The sequence below is a fragment of the Flavobacterium sp. genome (assembly GCF_043722275.1).
Taxonomy (GTDB): domain Bacteria; phylum Bacteroidota; class Bacteroidia; order Flavobacteriales; family Flavobacteriaceae; genus Flavobacterium.
In genome coordinates this window covers 36,042-59,516 of the sequence record NZ_JAYSPC010000008.1, presented here as the reverse complement: position 1 = coordinate 59,516, position 23,475 = coordinate 36,042, and the positions used below count along the sequence as shown (strand labels likewise).

Sequence of the window (23,475 nt, the reverse complement as noted above, 5' to 3'; positions counted from 1 at the left end):
ATCCGACAGGTTTTTAAAACCTGTCGGATTTACTTTGTGTCGATCAAAACAAAAATAAAAATCCGTGAAAACCAGTTTAAACCCGTAAAATCCGTTGGCAAACCATCAAACAATAAAATTTACTTCTTAACCTTAACAACAAGCGGATTATTCACCTTCTCAGCAAATGAACTCAAATACGTTTCCCAATTTTTTTGAGTTTGAAACGGACTTCCTTTTTTCCATCCAAAACCAACATAATAAATTGCTTTATGGTTTTTAACAGCAATATTTCCGTAAAGATTACTTAGATCTTTTTCGTTTGTAATATGGTTATCAAAACTTTTTAAAGTGCTTTTTGGTGCCACAATTCCCGTTCCAATTTCCGAATCATCGATTGGTTCCCAATGACTTAACCAACCTTCTTTTATATTAGTTCCAATAGTTCCTTTTTTATCATGAAGCGTTAATCCTGCCGCAATAGATTTTGTTCCTGTAATATTGATTTCAAAACGCGAAAGATAACTTCCGTAATCCAGACTGATAAGTTTCGATTCGGTTATTTTTTTTCCTTTAGCGTCCCAATTAGCATAAGTAAGGATAAAACTCGTTCTTATCGGTCCTGTTGTAATGGTTTTCCAAGTGGTGAAATTCTTAGAAAAATAGTATTTATCATCGACATTAACGGCAATCCCGCCAACGCCACGACTATCGCCAACATGAAAATTATCTAAACCTTCACCGGTATCTTTGTGATAAGTTCCTGTTCCGTTAGTTGCTTTTTCGTACCATTTATTGATAATTGGATAATCGACTCTTTTTAACCACGCATCGATTCCGCTTGTCAAAGTTCCACCCGCAACTTTATCTTCAACCATTTTTTGAGCAACCGGACCATAAGTTCTAAACGCCACTTTATTGTTTTCCCACGCATAATCGTCTGTTCTTTCCGGAACAAAACGCGAATAACAATTGATGTTTTTAGTTGCTGAAGAATTATCAGATACTTTAATTTCAAATTCTTTAGATGATGAAGCACTTATTTTTGGCTGAAATAACAAAACGTCCATGATACCATCGCCATCATTATCTACCGTTTGTGTTTCTAAAACCAAATTAGAACTTATTTCTTTTACCGTATAATCTTCCAATTTTGAAGAAGAAGGTAATTTGAGCGATTTTTTAGTCAATTCAACTGTTTCAAATTCACGATCTACAGAAAGAGAATTAGTTACCGTAATGATTTTATTTTGAGAATGAACGGCAAAACTACTTGCCAGAATCGCGCTGAATAAGAGATATTTTTTCAAAGCTGTATTGTTTTTAATTACGAATTATAAATTTACGAATCAATTATTAGACAGAAATACAGAATTGGGGTAAAAATGTACATAAATCTTAAAATGAGATAATTATAGAGCAAATCTTTGTAATTGTATAAATCAATTTCGGCAAAGAATTTTATCTTTATCAGGTAAAAAAATAAAACTCCATGAAACAAAGTGCCGGCATATTACTCTACAAATTCATAGATAAAACAATTTATTTTTTATTGGTGCATCCTGGTGGTCCATTTTGGAAAAATAAAGATTTAGAAAGCTGGTCAATCCCTAAAGGAGAATTTATTGATGGCGAAGACGCTTTGCTTGCTGCCCAACGTGAATTTCAGGAAGAAACCGGTTTTGCATTAGAAGTTGAATCCGAAGATGATTTTATTGCGCTTCAATCTGTTAAGCTTAAATCAGGTAAAACAGTTCTTGCATGGGCGTTGGAATTTGATATTGATGTGACTTTGGTCAAAAGCAATGAATTTGAAATGGAATGGCCACCGAAATCAGGAACTATGAAAAGTTTTCCTGAAATTGACAGAGCCGAATGGTTCCAATCGGCAGAAGCGCTGAAAAAAATAAATCCCGCACAGGCCGATTTCATTGTTCAGATTATCTCAAAAATTTCTTCTTCGATCTAAAATATAACATTCCTTTAGAGAATAATTTCGTAATTTACATCTTCGGTCAAGCCGAATAAATTAAAAATGTAAATAGAGATTATGGAAGTTAAATGTATAATTTTCGATTGTGATGGAGTTCTTGTAGATACTGAAAAAATTGGTAACGGAATCTTACTTTCTATGGCAGCCGAACATGGTTTTGAAATGAAATTAGAAGATGCGTATCGTGATTTTAACGGACGAAATTTAAAAGAGTGTTTTTTGCATATAGAAAATGCCATTGCCAAAAAACTTCCCGAAAGTTTTGAAAACGAATACCGTCAAAGAAGTTTTGAAGCCTTCAAAACACAGGTAAAACCAATGGAAGGCGTACTTAAATTTATTAATAAATTAAAAATTCCGTATTGCGTGGCTTCTAGCGGTCCGGTTGATAAAACCAGGCTGAATCTTGAAGTTGCAGGATTACTGGACAAATTCGAAAATAAAATATACAGTTCTTACGAGATTAATAGTTGGAAACCAGAACCGGGAATATTTTTGCACGCAGCAAAAGAAATGGGTTTTGATGTACAAGATTGCATCGTAATCGAAGATAGCAAAGCAGGAGTAATTTCTGGAATAACTGGCGGATTTAAAGTTTACGGTTTTGCAAACGGATTCAATAATGAGGACTTGGAAAAAGAAGGCGCAATTCTTTTTAGTAGTTATGAAGAATTAAGCGGGATTCTTGGGTTTTAACTTTTTTGTTTCAAGTTTCAGTTTTGTTTGAATGAGAGATTTACGTAATACGAGTAAACCCGACAGGTTTTAAAACCTGTCGGGTTTGACTTTTGTTAACAAACAATAGAGTTTTTTAAAGATACCTAACAGGTTTTAGAAACCTGTTAGGATACGCGTAACAACTTCCTGACAGGTTTTTAAAACCTGTCAGGTATATCTTTAAGAAACCAATAAAATCGATAAGCTTTGTCAAAGTATTAAAACTTTGACAGAGCTTTCTTATTTCAATACATTATATAATTATCAAATTTTATCATTATCAAATTATCTATTTCAAATGTAATTTGTTACATTAAAATAAATTTTTATATATTTGGATAAAGGGATTCGTTTTTTTTATCACAACAAATTATCAAATTATAATTTTAGTAGTATAAATACGAATGTCTTTTTTTACTTAAAAATACCTTCTCCCAAAGAGGTTGTTTTTAAGATTGCGATTGTCAAAAACCGCGAACTAACCTACAGACAGAAACAAAAATGACGAAATTTTTAATTAGAATTTTAGTTCTCTCCATATCCTTTTTGTGTCCAATTGTGAATGCCCAAATTAAAAAAATTGGAGTTCCTTTTATCACAAATTACAATCCGAAAACCTATAAAGCGGCTTCTGAAAATTGGGATGTTTTACAAGATTCTAAAGGAATGATGTTTTTTGCGAATCATTTTGGAATCATGCAATTTGATGGCGTGCGATGGAATATTGTCACACAACCACAAAACAGGAGCATGGTTCGTTCTCTTGCGATTGATAAAAATGACAAAATATATGTGGGCGCTCAGGGCGAATTTGGTTACGTCGTTCAATTAGCAAACGGACAATACAAATATTCCTCTTTACTCAAATTATTATCGGCTTCAGACCAGAATTTTGGCGATGTTTTATATACCGTTGTGCTTCATGACGAAGTAGTTTTTTTCTCTAATGAAAAGATATTTATTTATAAGAACAACAAAATCAAGGTCATAAAGTCCGGTTCTAATTTTGATGAATTCTTTAATGTTGCGTCAGATATTTATGTTTTAGATAATGCAAAAGGACTTTTAAAACTCAAAAATGATGTTTTGATACCGGTTGAAAACGGACAAAAGTTTGCCGGAATGAAAATAAGAAAAGCTTTTGAAACCAAAGAAGGTTTGCTGATTCTTACTCAAAAAAACGGACTTTATACCTTTAAAAACAATCAGCTTGAACCTTTTGTGACCAAAGTTGATAATTTGCTCAAGCAAAGTCAGATCACAACCGGAATTTTACTTTCTGATGGTTATATTGGCATTGGAACGCGACAATCCGGGCTGATAGTTATTGATAGTACGGGAAATTTGATTCAGCATATTAATAAACAAATGGGTTTGCAGAATGATTATGTTACGAATCTAAAAATGGATGTTGCAGGTAATTTATGGGTTACGCTTAAAGAAGGGATTTCGCTGATTCAGATTTCGTCACCATTATCAAAAATATTAGATGCTTCAAATTCTGAAACCAAGATATATTGCAGTCAGATTTATCAAAACAAACTTTATATTGCTACAGATAATGGGGTTTTCTGGCTGGATTGGGAAGCCTATAAAAGCGGTCAGCATGAAAATGTGCACTTTCAGCATATTTCAGGAATGTCAGAGAATGTATGGAATGTTGGTATTTTTGGTAATTCGCTTTTGGCTTTTGAGAAAAACGGCATCTATGAAATAAAAGGAAATTCGGCGCAATTATTAGCTAAAACAGATGGCGCGTGGCAGGGAATTCTGATTCCAAATCATGCTGATTTATTGCTTGTTGGCGGATATAACGGATTGTATTTATTGAAGAAAATAAATAATTCATGGGTGTATCAGCACAAAATAAAAGGTTTTGAGGAAAGCAGCCGAATCATTATAACCGATAAAGCAAACAATATCTGGATCGCGCACGGCTATAAAGGAATTTACAAAATCAATTTTAATGCAACATTTGACGCCGTTTCAAAAATTGAATTTTTCAATCAGGCAGATGGTTTTCCGTCCAGTTTATTTCTGAATACTTTCAAAATAAATGATGAGATTCTTTTTGGAACCACAAAAGGAGTTTACAAACAAGATCCTCATTCGAAAAAAATGATTCAGGATCGTGTTTTTAAGAAATATCTTGGAATTGAAAATCATATTCGTTTATTGAAACCGGACAATCAAAATAATATCTGGTACATATCAGGTGAAAATACAGGAAAGATTGTAGCAACAAAAAATCGAAATTTTACTATTGAAGAATTGCCTTTTCGAAAACTCAGATATTTGTATATTCCGGGTTTCGAGAATATTCAGACGACTTCAAATGGTGATGTATTTTTTGGAACGCAAGATGGTTTGATTCATTATAATGCAACCAAAACCAAAAAATATCAGACGAAATACAAAGCAGTTATTTCTGAAGTAAAATGTATATTCCCGAAAGATAGTTTGTTGTTTTCCAGTCGATATGATGTTCTTCCTTCTGATACAGAATTGGCAAATAATACACTTTCTCCCGTTTTATCGTATTCTAATAATGCATTGCATTTTTCGTTTGCATCGCTTTGTTATGATGAAGCCGATGCTACAAAATACGAATTTTGGCTGGAAGGTTTTGAACCAAAATGGTCTGACTGGAATCTTCAGACGGAAAAAGAATATACAAATTTGCCCGAAAATGAATATATTTTTCACGTAAGGGCAAAAAATATCTACGATGTTGAAAGTGAAGAAGCCGTTTTTAAATTTGAAATTCTACCGCCGTGGTATAGAACAATTTGGGCTTATATCTTGTATCTGATACTTTTTGGAGTTTTACTTTATACGATTATTAAATACCAAAAAAATCTTGCAGAACGTGACCGTGAACAATTGATTCTGAGTCAGGAAAAAGAATTGCTCCGTAATCGTGCCGAATTAAACGAACAAAAACTGGCATTGGAACAAGAAAATATGGCAATTATGCGGGAAAATCTCGAAAATACCATTAATCTTAAAAACGCAAAAGTGGCTTCGAATACGGTAAATCTGATTCATTTAAATGAAATTTTACTTTCGATAAAAGATCTTATTGGTCAGATCGATAAGAAGAATGATTTTAATACCAATTTTGATTTATTGAAAAAAATCAACCGAATCATTGATCACGAATTGCAGGGAGATCAGCATTGGAACGAGTTTGAGGAAATCTTCAACCAGCTTCATGATAATTTTATGCAACGTTTAAAAACGAGTTTCCCTGAATTGACTCCGCGTGATATGCGTTTATGTGCGTATTTGCGAATGAATTTCAATACAAAAGAAATTGCACCGCTTTTAGGAATCTCCGTTCGTGGAGTTGAAGATACAAGATATCGTATTCGCAAAAAATTACAGCTTTCATCTGAAGCAAATATCACGGAGTTTATTTTGAATTTCTAAATGTGTTTAAATTTTTTTCACGGAGATTAAACCGCAATCTTGTCATCCCGAGGAACGAGGGATCTCCACAAGAAACTCCGCTCTCAAAAGTCACCAATCTTTGTCGAGCTACTTGCGGAGATTCCTCGTTCCTCGGATGACAAAAAATGAGAGAATCTGTTTTGAACATATGCTTTGTCAAGTTTACGTACAGTATTTGATATTATAATGCGTGTAAAACCGCATCTTAAACCACTTTTTTACTATCAGTAAAATCCTAAGTACTTTTACGCTTTTTGAAAGCTGATTATTACATTTTTTTACAAACACCGTAGTCAAACCGTATTCAAAAATGTAAGTCAAACCTCATTTATTTGTTAATATTGTCACACTATTATCAAAATAACAATCTATTTTTTACAAAGTCGGTTTTTATTGCGGTAATAATCTTTACTAACAAAAAATTAAAAAAATGAAACAAAATGACTTCATTTTCGGCCGACCACCGAGAAGCAATTACAATTTATTTAAAAGATGCCTCATTCTGATAATGATTACATTGTCGCCTTTTATAAAAATTCAGGCACAATGCAGCACTTTAATTTGGGCAGATGAATTTAACGGTACAACCGTAGATGCCACTAAATGGCAAAGTATTTCCGGAAACGGCTGTCCGTCACTTTGCGGATTCGGAAATGGTGAAGCGCAACGTTACGATCCAAATCAGGCAACAATTGTCAAGGAAGGAACAGGCAGTTATTTGAACATTCAGGCAAAATACGAACCGAATGCATCATTTCCTGCTCAACCGTATTCTTCAGCAAAATTATCTACCGAAGGTAAATACGCCATTAAGTACGGAAGAATCGAAGCTCGTATGAAATTATCTTCAGGAATGGGCGCTTGGCCAGCATTCTGGATGTTACCTGCCGGAACTTCAAACTGGCCTTTTACAGGTGAAATTGATATTATGGAAGCCAAACACAGAAATCCAAAAAATGTGGATGGAACAATTCATTATGATGGAGGCGGATATCATTATACGGGCAGAAGCTACACTTCGCCAACTGATTTATCAACTGAATTTCACATTTATGCGGTAGAATGGGGACCAAATATTATTAAATGGTTTATTGATGGCAATTTATTTCATACTGCTACACCACAAACCACTGTAAATGGTGGCTGGCCTTTTAACGATCAACAGTTTTATATCATTTTAAATCTTGCCGTTGGTAGCGTAGGAACGCCTTATACAAGTGTAAACGGAGCAGGAGTAGAGCCAATTCCGGCTGACTTTCCTGCAAAATTACAAGTAGATTATGTTCGCGTTTACAGCGGAAGTTTTACTTACGGAGTTTTAGGTGATGCAAAAGTGTACAACAACGAAACGGCTAAAACCTATTCTATAAATGCAATTGCGGGAGCAACTTATAACTGGACAGTTCCTGCGGGCGCAACAATTACTTCAGGACAAGGAACAAATGCGATTACGGTAAACTGGGGAACAACTGGCGGAGATGTATCTGTGGCTACAACAGTTTCTGGTTGTGCTTCAAATACTTATAAGCTGGCTGTAATTACAGAAGTTCCTTTGCCGGTTGAAAAAATTCATGAAGATTTTCAATCGAATAGAAATATCGTATACGGACTTAAAACGGGAGTTTTGACAGAAGCCGTTGCAAATCCTTCGGCTACGGGAATCAATACCTCAGCTTTGGTAGGGAAATATGTTCGTAATGCATCTGAATTGTATGATGTTATGAATATCAAAAATGTAGTCATCAGCAATGCGAACGATTATGTGTATGGCAGAAAAAAGATTTCTTTCGATATTTATACTTCGGCGCCTGTTGGAACTAAAATTTCGATGCAACTCGAAAATAGTCTTGTAACAACGGCAATTAATTTTCCGTCAGGAAGACACAGCGGTTACAAAGCCACAACAACGGTTCAGAACAAATGGGAAACCATAGAATTTGAATTCGAAAAAGTAATCGACCCAAATACAAGTGCCTTATCAATCAATAATGTGGTTTTTCTTTTTGAATCAAATTCGAATTCCGGTGCGACCTATTATTTTGATAATCTGCTTACAAGAGCTGCTCCGGAGAAACCGATCATTTCTACTGATGTTTTACAAAACTATGATGGAATCAATAAAATCATTAAAGGAACAACAACCGGAGTATATTCTGTGGTAGCAAATCCGGGTGCAAATGCCGTAAACAATTCTGCTAATGTGGCAAAATATGTTCGAAATGTAACAGAACAATATGATGTACTTTTCTTCAATACACAAAACAATATTGAAGATGCAGGTTTACTAAAAAATCAGACAAAAAAAATCATGATTGATGTCTATACTACAGCGCCAATTGGTACAGTTGTAAGTCTGAATTTAGAGAATAGTGCAACATCGCTTCCGGCGAATTTCCCAACAGGAAGAAACAGTAATTATGTAGCGATCACGACCAAACAGAATCAATGGGAAACCCTGACTTTCTACTATAATTCAAGTCCGGATGAAGGAACTTCGAATCTTGCTGTGAACCAAATGGTAATATTGGCAAATTCAGGTTCTTATACAAGTGATACTTATTATTTTGATAATATCAGAATTGGTTCAACCAAATTACCGGACACTTTCACGCCCGGAGTAGTTTATGAAGATTATCAAACTGTTCATAATATTACTTTTAAAGACGCGATTGGAACATATACGCCAAACACGGCAAATCCTAGCGCAAGCGGAATCAATACATCATCAAACGTTGGAAAATATGTTAGAAAATCAACTGAATTGTATGATAATTTTGCATTCAATACGACTTTAACAAACATTGGAGATTTCAAAAGCGGGACAAAAAGATTTGCTATGGATGTTTACACTTCGGCTCCGGTTGGATCAGTAATTTCATGGCAGGCAGAAAGCAGCGCTTCGATTCCGTCAAATTATCCTGTGGGAAGACATAGTATTTATCAAGCCGTTGTAAAACAAACCAATACTTGGCATACACTTGTTTTTTCATACGCAAGTTCACCAGATGCTTCAACTTTAGACAGCGAAGTAAATCGTTTTGTTTTCTTACTTGAACCGGGAACGAATTCTGGAAACACCTATTATTTTGATAATATCAGAGCTGTAAATTTAGTTTCTACAGATGTTCCTCCGGCAACTTTACCATCGCCGTGGATTAGTCAGGATCTTGGTGCGGTTACGCCAGCAGGAGAAGCAACTCACGCAAACGGAACTTTCACAATCAAAGGATCAGGAAATGATATTTGGGAATCCAGCGATCAATTTCAGTTTGTAAATCAGTCTATTACTGGTGATGCTGAAATTATTGCCAAAGTAAATTCACTTACAAATACAAATACTTACGCAAAAGCGGGAGTTATGTTTCGTGAAACACTTACGCCAACATCAAAACACGCAATGACCAATATTACTGCTGCGGCAGGAGTTGAGTTTTTATCAAGAGATGCGGTTTCTGTACCTACAATTCAGCAGGGAGCAGCGGGAACAACGCCAAAATGGCTTCGTATAACAAGAGCTGGAAATGTATTTACCTCATATTCATCTGATAACGGAACGACCTGGACACAAATAGGAACGCCAAGAACAATTGCAATGGCCAATACAATTTATGTGGGAATGGCAGTTACATCTCACGCAAACGGAACTTTGGCAACGGGAGTTTTCAGCGATGTTATTGTTCGCAATATTACGCCGCCTGTTAACAATGTCAATTTGGCTTTAGCCAAAACAGCAACAGCTTCTACAGAAGAAAATGCAACATTATCAGCCAGTAAAGCCACAGACGGAGACGGCACTGTATCAAGATGGGCAAGTTCTTTCGCCAATGCATCAGAATGGATTTATGTTGATTTAGGAGCTAATTACAACATTAATCGTGTGGTTTTGAAATGGGAAGCTGCTTTTGCAACGCAATATAAAGTACAGATTTCGACACATAATGTTTTCACCGAAAATGAAACTGTAAACACGCAAACGGCAAGCGATGGCGGAACAGATGATTTAGTGGTTAGCGGAACCGGAAGGTACATTCGTATTTTATGTACCGCAAAAGCTTTGGCTCCATACGGATATTCTTTATTCGAAATCGAAGCTTACGGATCTGCTTCATCGGCTAAAAAAGCTGTTATTGAAGAATCTCAAGTAACAAATACCGCTTTTGTAATGTATCCAAATCCTGCAAATAATGCTGTTCAACTTTCATTGCCTGAAAATTTAGACAATAAAGTGATAACAATTTATGATGAATCTGGAACATTATTATTAGAGAAAAAAATCGATGATGATGTCAATGAAAGTCAAATTGATATTAGCAGACTTAGAAAAGGAATCTACATTCTGAACTTTAAATCAGATCAAAAAAGCTGGTCTAAAAAGTTGATTAAGCAATAATTATAAAATCTGTTGGGTGTAATGTCTTTGTTAGTTTTAGCATTACGCCCGGCAGATTAATTATGGCTTTTCAAAAGAAATTTAATTCGGAAAATCTATTTACGTAACCCCAAAATTAATTTAGATATGAAAAAAAACAAACTTAGAAGATTTTCTCTTCTGGCAACACTATTTCTGGTTTTGTCCAATTTTATGTACGGTCAGGGACCAATACCTTTTACGATAAGTAATGCGTCAACATTTAACGACAACGAATTGTATGTCGCAATTGTAGGAATTGATTATAACACGGGAAATCACGTTTGGGTAAATGCCAAAACAAGTCAGGTTTTACCAATGAGTGCTTCTTATAATACCGTAACAGGACCAACGATTGGCGGAAATACAGGACCGGGACAAAACTCAAAATATGCAGCTTGTTTTACGAAATTGAGCGAGATTCCTAACAAAACTTTTACGCTTCCTCAAATTGCAGGTTGCAGGGTTTTTATTGCCAAAGGTCAGCAATTGTACTTCTACTTTTTTGGTGCAAGTGGCGCTCCGTCAGGATATACATCACCAAATCCTTTGAATGCAACAGATCCAAATCAGGGAATTTTATACGAAATAATCGAATTAACGAACAATCAATACGGTTTCTTCGGAAATCCTTCGAGAGTTGATTCGTATAAATACCCAATGGGATTAGAATTATTTGGAGCCAATGGTTATCAAAAAAGAGTTGGTGAATTAAAAAAACACGCTGATATTGTGGCGGCTTTCAAAGCCAATGTTCCTTCAGAATTTCAGGGTTGTGTTAATGATGCAACGGGCGAAATTACTGCACCGTCAAAAACTCCCGCTTTCGCGGATGGAACCGGAGGAACTTCTGTAGGACCTCAGGCAAATTATCTGAAATCTTATATTGATGCCATTTGGAACAAATACAAAAATGAAGATTTAATATTTTACGCTGGAGACGCCGGAGTTTTCAAAGGAAGAGTTATTGGTGAACAACTTGAAATGGTGGGACAATCAGGCGGATTTGTTGGTCGTACAGGACGTGTTCAAAACAGACCTTCAACTCAGGAAGCACTTGAAGGAAAAGGTGTTCTGGACAGAAGATTGGTCGACGGAGATCTTGATCTTGTGATTCAGGCGCAATTAACCGCTGCAATTAATCGTCATGTTGTAAATACAACAACGACAAATCCGGGTCAGCAAAACTGGTACGATGCATCGAAATTTTATCAGGTGAATCCAACCAATCATTACTCAAAATTCTGGCATTTGCCTGGAATAAGCGTTGATAATCTGGCATATGGTTTTGCTTATGATGATGTGGCAGATCAATCGCCATCGCTTCATACACCGCAACCTACAAAAGTTATTGCCACGTTTGGAGGATATGCAGGATCAGTTCCTTCGGTTCCTGCTACAACAGATGTAATTACGGTTTATAAAGATTGTAATTACACAGGATTTTCGGGCGGATTAACGATTGGAGATTATAATCTTGCTCGTTTGAATGCTTTAGGAATTTTAAACGACGATGTTTCTTCACTAAAAATCACTCAGGGATTTCAGGCGATTTTATATCAGGACGATAATTTTACAGGAACTTCAACCGTAATTAATTCTGATAATACATGTTTGAATGCCACTTGGAATGATAAAGTAACGTCTATTCGAATAATCGCAAACGGAACTACAAGTTTAGGAAATCAAACTTTTTATCTTCAAAACAGAAACAGCGGTTTATACATGGATGTCTGGAATGCTAATTTAGCAAATGGTGCAGCGATTAATCAAGGTGCGCTAAATTCAGGCAACAATCAAAAATTTACATTGACACATTTAGGCGACGGATTGTATAAAATTATTGCTAATCATAGCGGACAATCTTTGGATGTAAATAATTTTAATAAAGCAAATGGTGCGCATGTAGAGCAATATCCGTACAATGCAACAACCAACCAACAATTTGTTTTGGTTGCAACAGGCGACGGATTTTATAAAATTGTGGCAAGACACAGCGGTAGAATTGTTGAAGTTGCAGGAGCAAGTACAGCTTCTGGCGCAGTTGTTCAACAATGGGACAACAACAACCAAACTTGCGGACAATGGAAATTAGTTCCGGCAACGTCTTCTCAAACTTCCGTTTTAATTCAGGCCGAAGATTATTCTGCCATGAGCGGAATTCAGGTTGAAGCCACTACAGATACTGGCGGAGGTTCAAATGTAGGTTATACAGAAACTGGTGATTGGTTGGCATATAACAATATCAATTTTCCAACAACTGGTTCTTATTTAATTGAATACAGAGTTGCAAGTGGTGTAACAGGCGGTAAATTATCATCTGATTTAAGCGGAGGAACTATTGTTTTAGGCAATGTTGATATTCCGAATACAGGAGGATGGCAAAACTGGCAAACGGTTTCTCAAACCGTAAACGTGAATGCAGGAACGTACAATTTCGGAATTTACATTCAGAATACAGGAATGAATATCAATTGGATAAAAATTACAAAAGTTGGTGCTGGTTTAACGGCAAAAACTGCTCAGGCTTCAATTGAAGAAGAAGCTGTTGCAGCTGGTTTGAATATTTATCCAAGTCCGGTTGAAAACACGCTTTATACCACAACAGATGTAAGCGGTGGAAATGTGAGCATCGTAGATTCTCAAACCGGAAATGTAGTTTCGGCACAAAAAATCAACAACAACAGCATCGATGTTTCACGTTTAACGAGAGGTGTTTATCTGATAGTTTTTGAAAAAGACGGTCAAAAAACAGTAAAACGTTTCATTAAAAAATAGCAATAGAAGAAATTTTAGAATTCAGATTTTAGATTAGAATTTGCTATCGATAACTATAGTAAATAATCTAAAATCTGAATTCTAAAATATTCAATTTAAAAAAGTTAACCCTAAATCAAAACCCTATGAAAAACAATTACAAAACAATGCCGCTAAAATGGACGATCATTTTAGTCTTGGGAGTTTTCAATTTGTCAATGGCCCAGAAAAAAGTAATCGCTTATATCCCAAATTGGGTAGATCTGAATTCATTTTCGAGCACTGTTCAATACAGTAAATTGACCCACATTAATATTGCTTTTGAAAATCCGGATGCAAACGGATATTTATCTTTTAACTCCGGAAGCAATACAATTATTAATGCAGCACATGGACAAAATGTGAAAGTGTTTGTATCTCTTGGAGGAGGATCAGTTTCTGAAGGCGGCGCAATTCGCGATAATTATTTCAATTTGATTACACCAGGAAACAGAACAGCGTTCATCCAAAAATTATATGATTATGTTGTAGCTCATAATTTTGATGGAATCGATGTAGATCTTGAAGGTCCGGCAATTAATGGCGATTACGGCGGATTTGTAATTGCTTTGGCAAACAAATTACATGCAAATGGCAAATTGATTTCAGCTGCACTTTCAGAAGGTTACGGCGGTGCAAATGTACCTTCGTCTACTTTTGCGGCATATGACTGGATCAATATCATGGCGTATGATGCAACAGGACCTTGGGCGCCTGGAACTCCGGGACAACATTCTCCTTATAGTATGGCGGTGAATCAGTTTAATTACTGGACTGGACGAGGATTGCCTGCAAGTAAAGCTATAATTGGACTTCCGTTTTACGGATATGGTTTTGGAGCATCTGCAAATCAGGGAATTTCTTATGCTAATATCGTAGCGCAATATCCGGGAGCAGAAAATCTTGATCAGGTTGGAAACACAATTTGGTACAACGGAATTCCAACTATCAAAGCAAAAACAACATTCGCGATTCAAAATGCGGGCGGAGTTATGATTTGGGAATTATCACAAGACGCAACGGGTGCAAAATCATTATTGACAGCCGTAAACCAAGTGATTACTGGAAGTCAGCCACCAACAGGAACCGGAACTTTAATACAAGCAGAAAGCTATTCGTCAATGAGCGGCGTTCAAACCGAATCTACTACAGATACTGGCGGAGGTTCAAATGTAGGTTATGCAGATACAGGAGATTGGATGGCATATTCGAATATTAATTTCCCAACTTCAGGTTCGTATGTAATAGAATACAGAGTGGCAAGTGCTGTAAGTGGTGCAAAAATATCATCTGATTTAAATGCAGGAACTATTCAGTTAGGCGCTGTTAATATTCCGAATACGGGAGGATGGCAAAACTGGCAAACGGTTTCTCAAACCGTAAACGTAACTGCCGGAACGTATAACTTCGGAATCTATATTCAAACTACAGGAGTAAATATAAACTGGTTCCGCATTACAAAATCAGGTGCAGGTTTAGCAGCAAAATCGGCTTCACCGGAAGCTACAGCTAGCGGAATCGCAAATATAAATGTTTATCCAAATCCTACTCAGGATGCACTTTTCTTTAGTTCAGAAATTTCAGGAGCAAACGTAAGCATTATTAATTCTGAAGGAGGCGCGACAGTTTCGTCACAAACAGTAAATAATAATAGCGTTGATGTTTCAGGTTTAAAATCCGGAATTTATCTTGTTTTAGTCGAAAAAGACGGAATCAAAACGGTGAGACGTTTTATTAAAAAATAGGATGGTTTAAAATCCGTTGAAAAGGTTTTTTCTCGCAGATTTGGCAGATTGAGCAGATTTTTTTGTCATCATTTGAGTGTAGTTTGTCATTCCGACGAAGGAGGAATCACACCCAGTATTCGACAAAGTTTGACGATTTGCTTTGTGGAGTTTTTAGTGTGATCCTTCCTTCGTCAGGATGACATAAAATGAGAATAAAAATCTGCTCAATCTGCCAAATCTGCGAGAAAAAATAACACCTATATGAATTTAGAATAAACCAAACGCTTATCCAAAAAAAACTAATTCATAATTAAAAAATTAACCCCAAACCTCAAATTAAATATGAAAAACAATTACAAGTTTCGATTAAGCCTGCTCGTATTTCTTGCTTTCGGAAGTTTTGCCATTGCGCAAACTTCTTTAGGTTCGAGTAAAACTTTTATGAATAATCTGAAGAAAGAATTAGTAATTTCTGCTACATCAAAAAGTACAGAAAAAACAGTTTTACTTCAAATAGATAATTCAAAACAATTTAACGGAAAAATCAATTACAAAGAATCCAATTCATCAAGTGAGTTTTTGATTGGAGAAATCAAGAATGTAGCTGAATCTTCTTTTTACATAAAAGTGAAAGATAAGTCGCTTGAAGGACATATTATTTTTAAGAAAACCAGAGAAGCCTACAAATATTATTCTGATGCACAGGGAAATGCCTATGTTTCTAAAGTTGATATTAATACTTTGGTTTGTATTGATTACAAAAACATTCCTGAAAATACCAGTAAAATAACCAGTAAAGCCGAAGCTGCTCAAATTGCACCAGCTTTATTGAATTTACAAAGTTTACCAGGCGGAGCGGGATGTGTATTATTAGATTTTGATGGCTATAATATGCCGGCAGGAAATCTATGGAATAATGGTAATGCGATTAACGCCGCGCCATCAGGAATGAGCGATGCCGATGTTCAGCAACATTGGGAAGTAGTTTCAGAAGATTACAGACCTTTTAATCTGAATGTTACAACAAGTGAAGCAGTTTTCAACTCCTATCCAAGAAACAGAAGAATGCGTGTGGTGGTAACTCCAACCAATACTGCAGCCCCGGGGGCGGGAGGTGTAGCATATATTGGTTCCTTCAATTGGGACAATGATGTACCTTGCTGGGTATTTATTACTTCGGGTAAATCTGGTGGAGATGCCTCTGCGCATGAAGTGGGTCATACTTTTGATCTTGGTCATGACGGACGTACAAATCCAGTCGAAGATTATTTCGTTGGCATCAACAATACTTCGTGGGCGCCAATTATGGGAGCCGGATATTACAGACCAGTTGTACAGTGGAGCAAAGGCGAATATGATTATGCCAATAATAAACAAGATGATGTAGCAACTATTTCAGGTTCTAAATTTGGCGTAGGTTACAGAGGTGATGATTACGGAAATACAACCGGATCTGCTGCAAATTTAGATTATAACGGAAACGGAACGATCAACCAAAAAAACGGAATCATTTCAAGTGAAGCCGATTACGATTTTTTCAGCTTTACAACAGGCGGAGGAAATGTTTCCATCAATGCAAATACCGTTGGAAGAGACGGAAATCTACATCTTTTATTACGATTGTATAATTCGGCTGGAGCCGAAATGGGAACGTATTGGAACTCTGATCCATTTGCTTTAAATGCTGCTATGAATGTAAATTTGCCAGCCGGTAAATATTTTGTTGGCGTTGATGGTAACGGAGCAGGAAGTGCAGGTTATGGTGGATATTCGGCTTATGGTTCTATTGGTAGTTATTCGATTACAGGAACGATTCCGCCAGGCGGAAATATCGCAGCTTCGACAGATGTAATTACGGTTTATAAAGATTGTAATTATACCGGATTTTCAGGCGGATTAACTATTGGAGATTACAATATGGCACGTTTGAATTCGTTAGGAGTTTTAAATGACGATGTTTCATCGCTAAAAATTACGCAGGGATTTCAGGCGATTTTGTATCAGGATGATAATTTTACAGGAGCTTCAACCGTAATTAATTCTGATAATTCTTGTTTGAATACAACCTGGAATGATAAAGTAACTTCTATCCGAATTATCGCCAACGGAGTGACTAATTTAGGAAATCAAACCTTCTTTTTGCAAAACAGAAACAGCGGTTTAAATATGGATGTCTGGAATGCCAGTACCGCAAATGGAGCGAATGTTGCGCAAGGAAATGTGAATACAGGAGCCAACCAAAAATATACTTTCACGCATTTAGGCGACGGATTGTATAAAATCATAGCAAATCATAGCGGACAATCTCTTGATGTAAATGGTTTTAATGTAGCAAATGGCGCCAATGTTGAGCAATATCCGTATAACGGAACTACAAATCAACAATTTATTTTAGTTTCTACAGGTGATGGATTTTACAAAATTATCGCCAGACATAGCGGAAAAGTTGTTGAGGTTGCCGGAGCAAGTACTGTAAATGGAGCAAACGTGCAACAATGGGATAATAACAACCAGACTTGCGGACAATGGAAATTAATTTCAACATCGACAGCGCAAACTTCGACCCTAATTCAGGCAGAAGATTATGCGTCAATGAACGGAATTCAAACTGAAACCACTACAGATGCTGGCGGAGGATTAAACGTTGCATACACAGACACAGGAGATTGGTTGGCGTATAACAATATCAATTTTCCAACGTCAGGTTCTTATTTAATCGAATACAGAATTGCAAGTGGTGTGGCTGGAGCCAAAATATCATCAGACTTAAACGGAGGAACTATCATTTTAGGAAATGTTGATATTCCGAATACCGGAGGATGGCAAAACTGGCAAACGGTTACACAAACCGTAAACGTAAATGCCGGAAATTACAGCTTTGGGATCTACATTCAAACCAGCGCAGTAAACATTAACTGGATCAGAATCACTAAAATTGGTGCAGCAGCGGCAACTATTATTCCTGAATCTTCATCAATTGTAGCCGAAGAAGAAATTAAAGATGTTGCATTAAATGTATATCCAAATCCAGTTTCAGAAGTGCTTTTCTTTACAAAAGATGTTATTGGAGGAAATGCAAACATCTTCGATTCTCAAACAGGAACTTTAGTGAAAACACAGGAAATAAAAGATAATAATATCAATGTTTCTGGCTTAAATAAAGGTATATATTTCATCGTTTTTGATATAGATGGCAAGCAAACGGTGAAACGTTTTGTAAAGAAATAAAAAATTTTTACCGCAGAGCGCGCAAATTTTTTGTCTCACATTGTGGTTATTAACACAAGTTCGCAAAGCTGGTTCAATACAAAAGCTTTGCGAACTTTGCGTTTGTATAAAAGCTAGCAAATTAAAAATCTTTGTGAACTTTGCGGTTAAATTTATAAACTATGTGTCCAAGGGATTAATCCCGAAGCCTCGGGACCTGGCTACAAAATAAATCATTCCTTCGGAATTTTCATAAAGAGTTCCAGAGGAACAAAACATATTGTAGGGATGGATTTTAATCCATTTTACGTTGCAAGATCGACAAAGATTGTTTTGTTTCTATTGTGGTTACGACGTGTTCAAGGGATTAATCCCGAAGCCTCGGGACCTGGCTACAAAATAAATCATTCCTATGGAATTTTCATAAAGAGTTCCAGAGGAACAAAACATATTGTAGGGATGGATTTTAATCCATTCAACGTTACAAGATCGATAAAGATTGTTTTGTTTGTTTGTTTGTTTGTTTGTTTGTTTGTTTTCTTCTCTTTTTGGAGATCCCTCTTTCGGGATGACAAAAAATAACAATAATCATAAATGGTCTGAATTTAATATTACATTGAATTCAGGCCATTTTCTTTTTAAAAACATTATCATTACATAACACTATCATAAAGGCATTTCAGGTTTTAATCCATAAAATTGCAACTCCTCTAAATCTCCATTTGCAAAAGATTAACCTTATGACTTCAAAAATTACCAGTTTATATAAAAATACCTTCTTCGTTTTATTCTTTATTTTATTATGTGCTAATATTTCAGCACAAAAGCAGAAGAATCTTGACGGAACACAAATTGCTTTTTTATCTGATGTTCATTTGCAGGATTTATTCGGAACGTTTTCTGATAATGATTATAAAGGAATTTTGAATCCAAAAACCGGTAAATATGTTTTGATGAGAACGATGGCTTCACAATTACATTCTACCCGAATTTTCAATGAAAACTACTTTGCTTTTATCGCTGCTTTAGAAGATATCGCAAAGCGAAAGATAAAATATGTTGCGCTTCCGGGCGATTATACAGATGATGGTCAGCCGATTCATGTAAAAGGATTAGAAAAAATCTTAGATAAATATAGAAAAAAATACAATATCGAATTTTTCATTACCACAGGAAATCACGATCCAGTTGGACCTTTTGCTCAGGAATCCGGCAAAGAAGATTTTCTGGGGAAAGGCGGAAAAAGTCAGCCCATTTATAGCAAAGAAGGTCTTTATAAGCCAAATTTAACGATAGAACAGCCCGTAGTTGTAACCGCCGATATTACTAAAATGGGTTATTTAGGAATTACGGATAATCTGAAGAACTTTGGATTTTATCCCAATAAAAAATACAAATTTTGGGCGACTCCGTTTTCAAATTATACAAGTCAGAATTATAGTTTTGAGAAAGCCACTGAAGCAGCCAAATTATCAAACAGAGTTTATAATGTAGCACCGGGATTTGAAGTTCCGGATGTGAGTTATGTTGTTGAACCTGTTGACGGACTTTGGTTAATGGCGATTGACGGCAATGTTTATATTCCGAAGAAAAATGACGGAGATCCAAAAGATTCTAAAAGTTATGCCGAAGCAAGTACGGGTTATAATAATGTACTTTCGAATAAAAAACACCTGATAAAATGGGTTGAGGAAATTTCGGCGCAAGCCAAACAGCAAGGCAAAACTTTAATTGCTTTCAGTCATTTCCCGATGATTGATTTTAATGACGACGCTTCCGCGGAAATAAAAGAATTACTTGGTCCAAATAAATGGCAATTGAACCGCGTTCCGGTTGAAGAAGTAGCGCAGGTTTTTGCCGATGCCGGATTAAAAATTCATTTTGGCGGACACATGCATATTAATGATACAGGAACGAGAACAACGGCAAAAGGAAATACTTTGGTAAATATTCAAACGCCATCTTTGGCAGCGTATATTCCGGCGTATAAATTATTGACGATTCAAAAAGATAATCTTGTCGATATTCAAACCATTACAATCGATGAGGTTCCGCGATACAACGAACTTTTTGATTTATATAAAATGGAATATCAATTCTTAGAAAGTCAAAACGTAAAAGATATTTGGAATATCGATATTTTGAAAACCAAAAACTATCATGATTTTACTAATTTTCATTTGAAGGAATTGGTTCGGTTGAGATTTCTGGCTGATGATTGGCCAGCAGGTTTTAAGAATTTTATCTTGAATATTTCGGGTAAGGATTTGTTGGTTTTGGCGAATATTAAATCCGATAAAGATTTTGATGTGATTCTGAAAAATAAAGAAAACTTTAAAAAAGAATGGTCAGAAGCTGAAAGTAAAACGGATAAATTTCTGCTAGAAAACAATCTTAAAAAACAAGATTTTAACTGGTCGGGTTATGATTTATTGGTTGATTTTTATCGTTTCCGCAGCGCTGATGAATTGGCTTTAGTTGATGTTGGAATTGCAAGAGCGAAACAATATAAGATATTATCTCAATTGTATTTTGAAAATCATAAAGATGATAATTCGAAAGAAAAACCATTGCAAAACCAAATGCGATTGTTTCTGATTATCTTTAGTAAATTCATGCATGAAGTTCCTGCGGATCATTTTAGTGTTGATTTAAAAACGGGGGAGATTAAGAGCGAAAAATAGTTTCAGGTCTATTTTGTTTCAGGTTTCAAGTTTTGTTGAGGTGTGAAATTGGGGTGAATTTACCGCAAAAGGGCACAAAGATTTTGCGCAAAGTTCGCTAAGTTTTGTTTGAAAAAATGCTTTGCTTTGAGATCGCAAAGGATTGTGGAAAGAAGATACGCGGATGATACGGATTCGCTAAAGCGAAAACGCGGATAAAAACGGATTTTTATTCTCAATTTTTGTCATCCTGAGCGAAGCCGAGGACATATAAGAAACTCCATTTCTACAGTCGCCAATCTTTACAGAGCTACTAGCGTGTCCTTCGACTTCGCTCAGGAAGACAAAAAAAACAAAAAACCGCGCTAAACCGTTTAAATCCACATCATCCGTGTGCCATAAAAAAGTTCCAAGTTTCACATAAAGCAAAACTTGAAACCTGAAACAAAATAAACTTGAAACTATTTAACGCCATTTATGGGATTCACTCTCACATAAGTTCCGTCATCATATTTTATCTGATAAGGGGAACTAAAAAGCGTACTTGGCAAATAATAATCAGTTGTGATAACTTGAGCGCCTGATTTTTTGGCGGCTTCAAAATGTGTGTAATCATTTTTACGAGCTTCTTTTGTGTCCGAATCTGCTCTTGTACGGATTATATATCCTTTTTTGACTAAATCGGCGATTTCAGGATCTTCCGAGTTGTTTCTGAATAAAGTTGCGGCTTCGGGTTTTCCGGGTTCGGCGTTGATGAAAACGGCACGTCCTTTTAATGATGGATGATTTTGAGCGTATAAATCTCTTTTTGCTCCGTTGTTATCTAAAATAAACAAGAATTTACCTTTTGCTTTTTTCAATGTTGGCCAATTGTTGTGCAAAACGGCTTCTTCTAAGGTTTTGTATTTTCCACGAACCATATCGGGCGTGATTAGTTTATTTCCTAAACCTTTGCGAAGTTCGGCGTCTAAAGCGTCGAATAATTCGGGAGTAAATTTCTCAGATTTTGTGCCTAAAAAACTATCATCATCTTTTGGTTCCAGCGTAATAAAAACCGGAATGTGATCCGGATTTGCTTCAGACCATTTTTTTAATTCGGCAAGACAACTTTGTAAAGTGTAACACGACGTTCTAAAATCAATATCGATCATGTGAAAAACTTTAAAACCCGGTTTGTTCATTTCTCCATTTGGATCATAAACTTTTTCAGATTTTGCCATATCCAAACCTTTTGGATGCGCATATCTTCCGCCTTTGGTATCGCCCTGAACATCAATTTCAAGATTTCGTAAACCTTTATTCAGTTGTTCTGTAAGCGGAATATGAGTGTATTGCAATCCTTTTAGGGAACGCGAAGTATCTTTTGCCTGAATCAGATTGTATAAATCCGGTTCAATATTCTGGCGGTAACTATTATGTGACCCAATTACCTGTATTTGGTTGATTTTTAGATTGTCATTTTGTGCTTGTACGCTGTTAATTGCGCCGGCAAGAAATAATGTAAACAGAATTTGTTTCATGATTTTAAAAGTGTAAAATATCTATTAATACTATGGACGCAGCATCAGAAAATCACCTTTTTAGTCACCGTGTGGACGCAAGTATAAAAACTAACACGATCCCGAAGCTTCGGGAGCACTAATTGTCACTAATTTGTTTGTGAAATTAATTTCACAAACAAGGCTAACTTATTAGAATTTGTGCAAATTCTTGACCCGAGACTGAAAGTCGAACAGGCGAAGCAAATTCGTGTTCAAAATTGATTTATAATATTTGTATCCAAACGGCAGCTTTTTAGAATCCACTAAATTATATTTTTTGTTTGATTATTGTGTTATTAAAAAAAAAAGAAATCGCAACCTGATTGTCATCATTGCCAAAAAATAGTAGTATTTCTACATCAAAATAATTCTTTATTTAATTTAAAGATAACGTTCAGGCAAAAAACTTTGGTATAACATTTTATTATTTTACATCACCAAACAGTCCCTAAATAAGTTATGAAAAACCCTGAAATTTTTGAAAAAACGTATACAGATTACTGGAAAAAGCTCAATGCGTTTTCGTATACGATGACTCAGGATAAAGACTTGGCGCAGAACATTGTTCAGGATGTTTTTATTGATTTATGGGAACGAAAAGATGATTTGAATATCAATGCAATCGAACCTTATTTGTTTCGTGCAGTAAAAAATCAGGTTTTCAAACATTACCAAAATAACAGGTTCGACAAGACGATTCTTGAAGATAAATTCGAAGATTATGTTATTGATAATTTCAGTTCGATCGATCCTGAATTAACAGATTTACTTTATTCTTTATTAGACAAACTTCCGGAGAAACGTAAGGAGGTTTTATTGATGTATAAATTTCAGGATATGTCAATTGATCAGATTGCAGATGAACTGGGAATTTCTAAACAAACGGTGAAAAACCAAATTTCATCGGCATTAAAACAATTGCGAGAAGGCTTGAAAGACCTTGCCTGGCTTGCTCCATTTATTATTTTGAATCAAAAGTTTTAAGATAACT

At 35.7% G+C, this 23,475-nt stretch carries 11 protein-coding genes; 9 read left to right on the top strand and 2 right to left on the bottom strand.

Annotation, left to right across the window (positions count from 1 at the left end; all coding sequences use genetic code 11):
- Positions 1-119: 119 nt before the first annotated feature.
- A complete protein-coding gene (locus tag ACHZDT_RS01255) occupies positions 120-1,289 on the bottom strand; it encodes a DUF4861 family protein (RefSeq protein WP_394772849.1) in 1,170 nt (389 codons plus the stop codon).
- Between the two features lie 182 nt (positions 1,290-1,471).
- Here ACHZDT_RS01255 and ACHZDT_RS01250 point away from each other — a divergent pair, with 182 nt between their 5' ends.
- The 8 genes from ACHZDT_RS01250 (at position 1,472) to ACHZDT_RS01215 (ending at position 20,964) form a co-directional block, all read left to right on the top strand.
- Positions 1,472-1,948, top strand: a complete 477-nt coding sequence (locus ACHZDT_RS01250) for an NUDIX domain-containing protein (RefSeq protein WP_394772848.1) — start codon at positions 1,472-1,474, stop codon at positions 1,946-1,948.
- Between the two features lie 81 nt (positions 1,949-2,029).
- Positions 2,030-2,668: an HAD family hydrolase gene (locus tag ACHZDT_RS01245; RefSeq protein ID WP_394772847.1), complete on the top strand. Its 639-nt coding sequence runs from the start codon at positions 2,030-2,032 to the stop codon at positions 2,666-2,668.
- A gap of 522 nt (positions 2,669-3,190) precedes the next feature.
- Positions 3,191-6,121, top strand: a complete 2,931-nt coding sequence (locus tag ACHZDT_RS01240; RefSeq protein WP_394772846.1) for a triple tyrosine motif-containing protein — start codon at positions 3,191-3,193, stop codon at positions 6,119-6,121.
- Positions 6,122-6,572: 451 nt separating this feature from the next.
- Complete coding sequence (locus ACHZDT_RS01235; protein WP_394772845.1) at positions 6,573-10,532, top strand: family 16 glycosylhydrolase; 3,960 nt, start codon at positions 6,573-6,575, stop codon at positions 10,530-10,532.
- A 126-nt stretch (positions 10,533-10,658) separates the two neighbouring features.
- On the top strand, positions 10,659-13,328 hold the full coding sequence (locus ACHZDT_RS01230) for a beta-1,3-glucanase family protein (RefSeq protein WP_394772844.1): 2,670 nt from the start codon (positions 10,659-10,661) through the stop codon (positions 13,326-13,328).
- A gap of 125 nt (positions 13,329-13,453) precedes the next feature.
- Positions 13,454-15,091, top strand: a complete 1,638-nt coding sequence (locus ACHZDT_RS01225; RefSeq protein ID WP_394772843.1) for a glycosyl hydrolase family 18 protein — start codon at positions 13,454-13,456, stop codon at positions 15,089-15,091.
- Between the two features lie 324 nt (positions 15,092-15,415).
- On the top strand, positions 15,416-18,301 hold the full coding sequence (locus tag ACHZDT_RS01220) for an RICIN domain-containing protein (RefSeq protein ID WP_394772842.1): 2,886 nt from the start codon (positions 15,416-15,418) through the stop codon (positions 18,299-18,301).
- Positions 18,302-19,020: 719 nt separating this feature from the next.
- Positions 19,021-20,964: a metallophosphoesterase gene (locus ACHZDT_RS01215; protein ID WP_394772841.1), complete on the top strand. Its 1,944-nt coding sequence runs from the start codon at positions 19,021-19,023 to the stop codon at positions 20,962-20,964.
- Between the two features lie 440 nt (positions 20,965-21,404).
- Here the strand turns inward: ACHZDT_RS01215 and ACHZDT_RS01210 are convergent, their stop codons facing one another.
- Complete coding sequence (locus ACHZDT_RS01210; RefSeq protein ID WP_394772840.1) at positions 21,405-22,463, bottom strand: phosphatidylinositol-specific phospholipase C1-like protein; 1,059 nt, start codon at positions 22,461-22,463, stop codon at positions 21,405-21,407.
- 480 nt (positions 22,464-22,943) lie between these two features.
- Here ACHZDT_RS01210 and ACHZDT_RS01205 point away from each other — a divergent pair, with 480 nt between their 5' ends.
- On the top strand, positions 22,944-23,468 hold the full coding sequence (locus ACHZDT_RS01205) for an RNA polymerase sigma-70 factor (RefSeq protein WP_394772839.1): 525 nt from the start codon (positions 22,944-22,946) through the stop codon (positions 23,466-23,468).
- Positions 23,469-23,475: the final 7 nt, after the last annotated feature.

Excerpts from the sequence above, each read along its gene's own strand:
- ACHZDT_RS01250 (WP_394772848.1), top strand. The coding sequence starts at position 1,472 with ATGAAACAAAGTGCCGGCATATTACTCTACAAATTCATAGATAAAACA.
- ACHZDT_RS01230 (WP_394772844.1), top strand. The coding sequence starts at position 10,659 with ATGAAAAAAAACAAACTTAGAAGATTTTCTCTTCTGGCAACACTATTT.
- ACHZDT_RS01240 (WP_394772846.1), top strand. The coding sequence starts at position 3,191 with ATGACGAAATTTTTAATTAGAATTTTAGTTCTCTCCATATCCTTTTTG.
- ACHZDT_RS01210 (WP_394772840.1), bottom strand. The coding sequence starts at position 22,463 with ATGAAACAAATTCTGTTTACATTATTTCTTGCCGGCGCAATTAACAGC.
- ACHZDT_RS01205 (WP_394772839.1), top strand. The coding sequence starts at position 22,944 with ATGAAAAACCCTGAAATTTTTGAAAAAACGTATACAGATTACTGGAAA.
- ACHZDT_RS01225 (WP_394772843.1), top strand. The coding sequence starts at position 13,454 with ATGAAAAACAATTACAAAACAATGCCGCTAAAATGGACGATCATTTTA.
- ACHZDT_RS01215 (WP_394772841.1), top strand. The coding sequence starts at position 19,021 with ATGACTTCAAAAATTACCAGTTTATATAAAAATACCTTCTTCGTTTTA.
- ACHZDT_RS01235 (WP_394772845.1), top strand. The coding sequence starts at position 6,573 with ATGAAACAAAATGACTTCATTTTCGGCCGACCACCGAGAAGCAATTAC.
- ACHZDT_RS01245 (WP_394772847.1), top strand. The coding sequence starts at position 2,030 with ATGGAAGTTAAATGTATAATTTTCGATTGTGATGGAGTTCTTGTAGAT.
- ACHZDT_RS01220 (WP_394772842.1), top strand. The coding sequence starts at position 15,416 with ATGAAAAACAATTACAAGTTTCGATTAAGCCTGCTCGTATTTCTTGCT.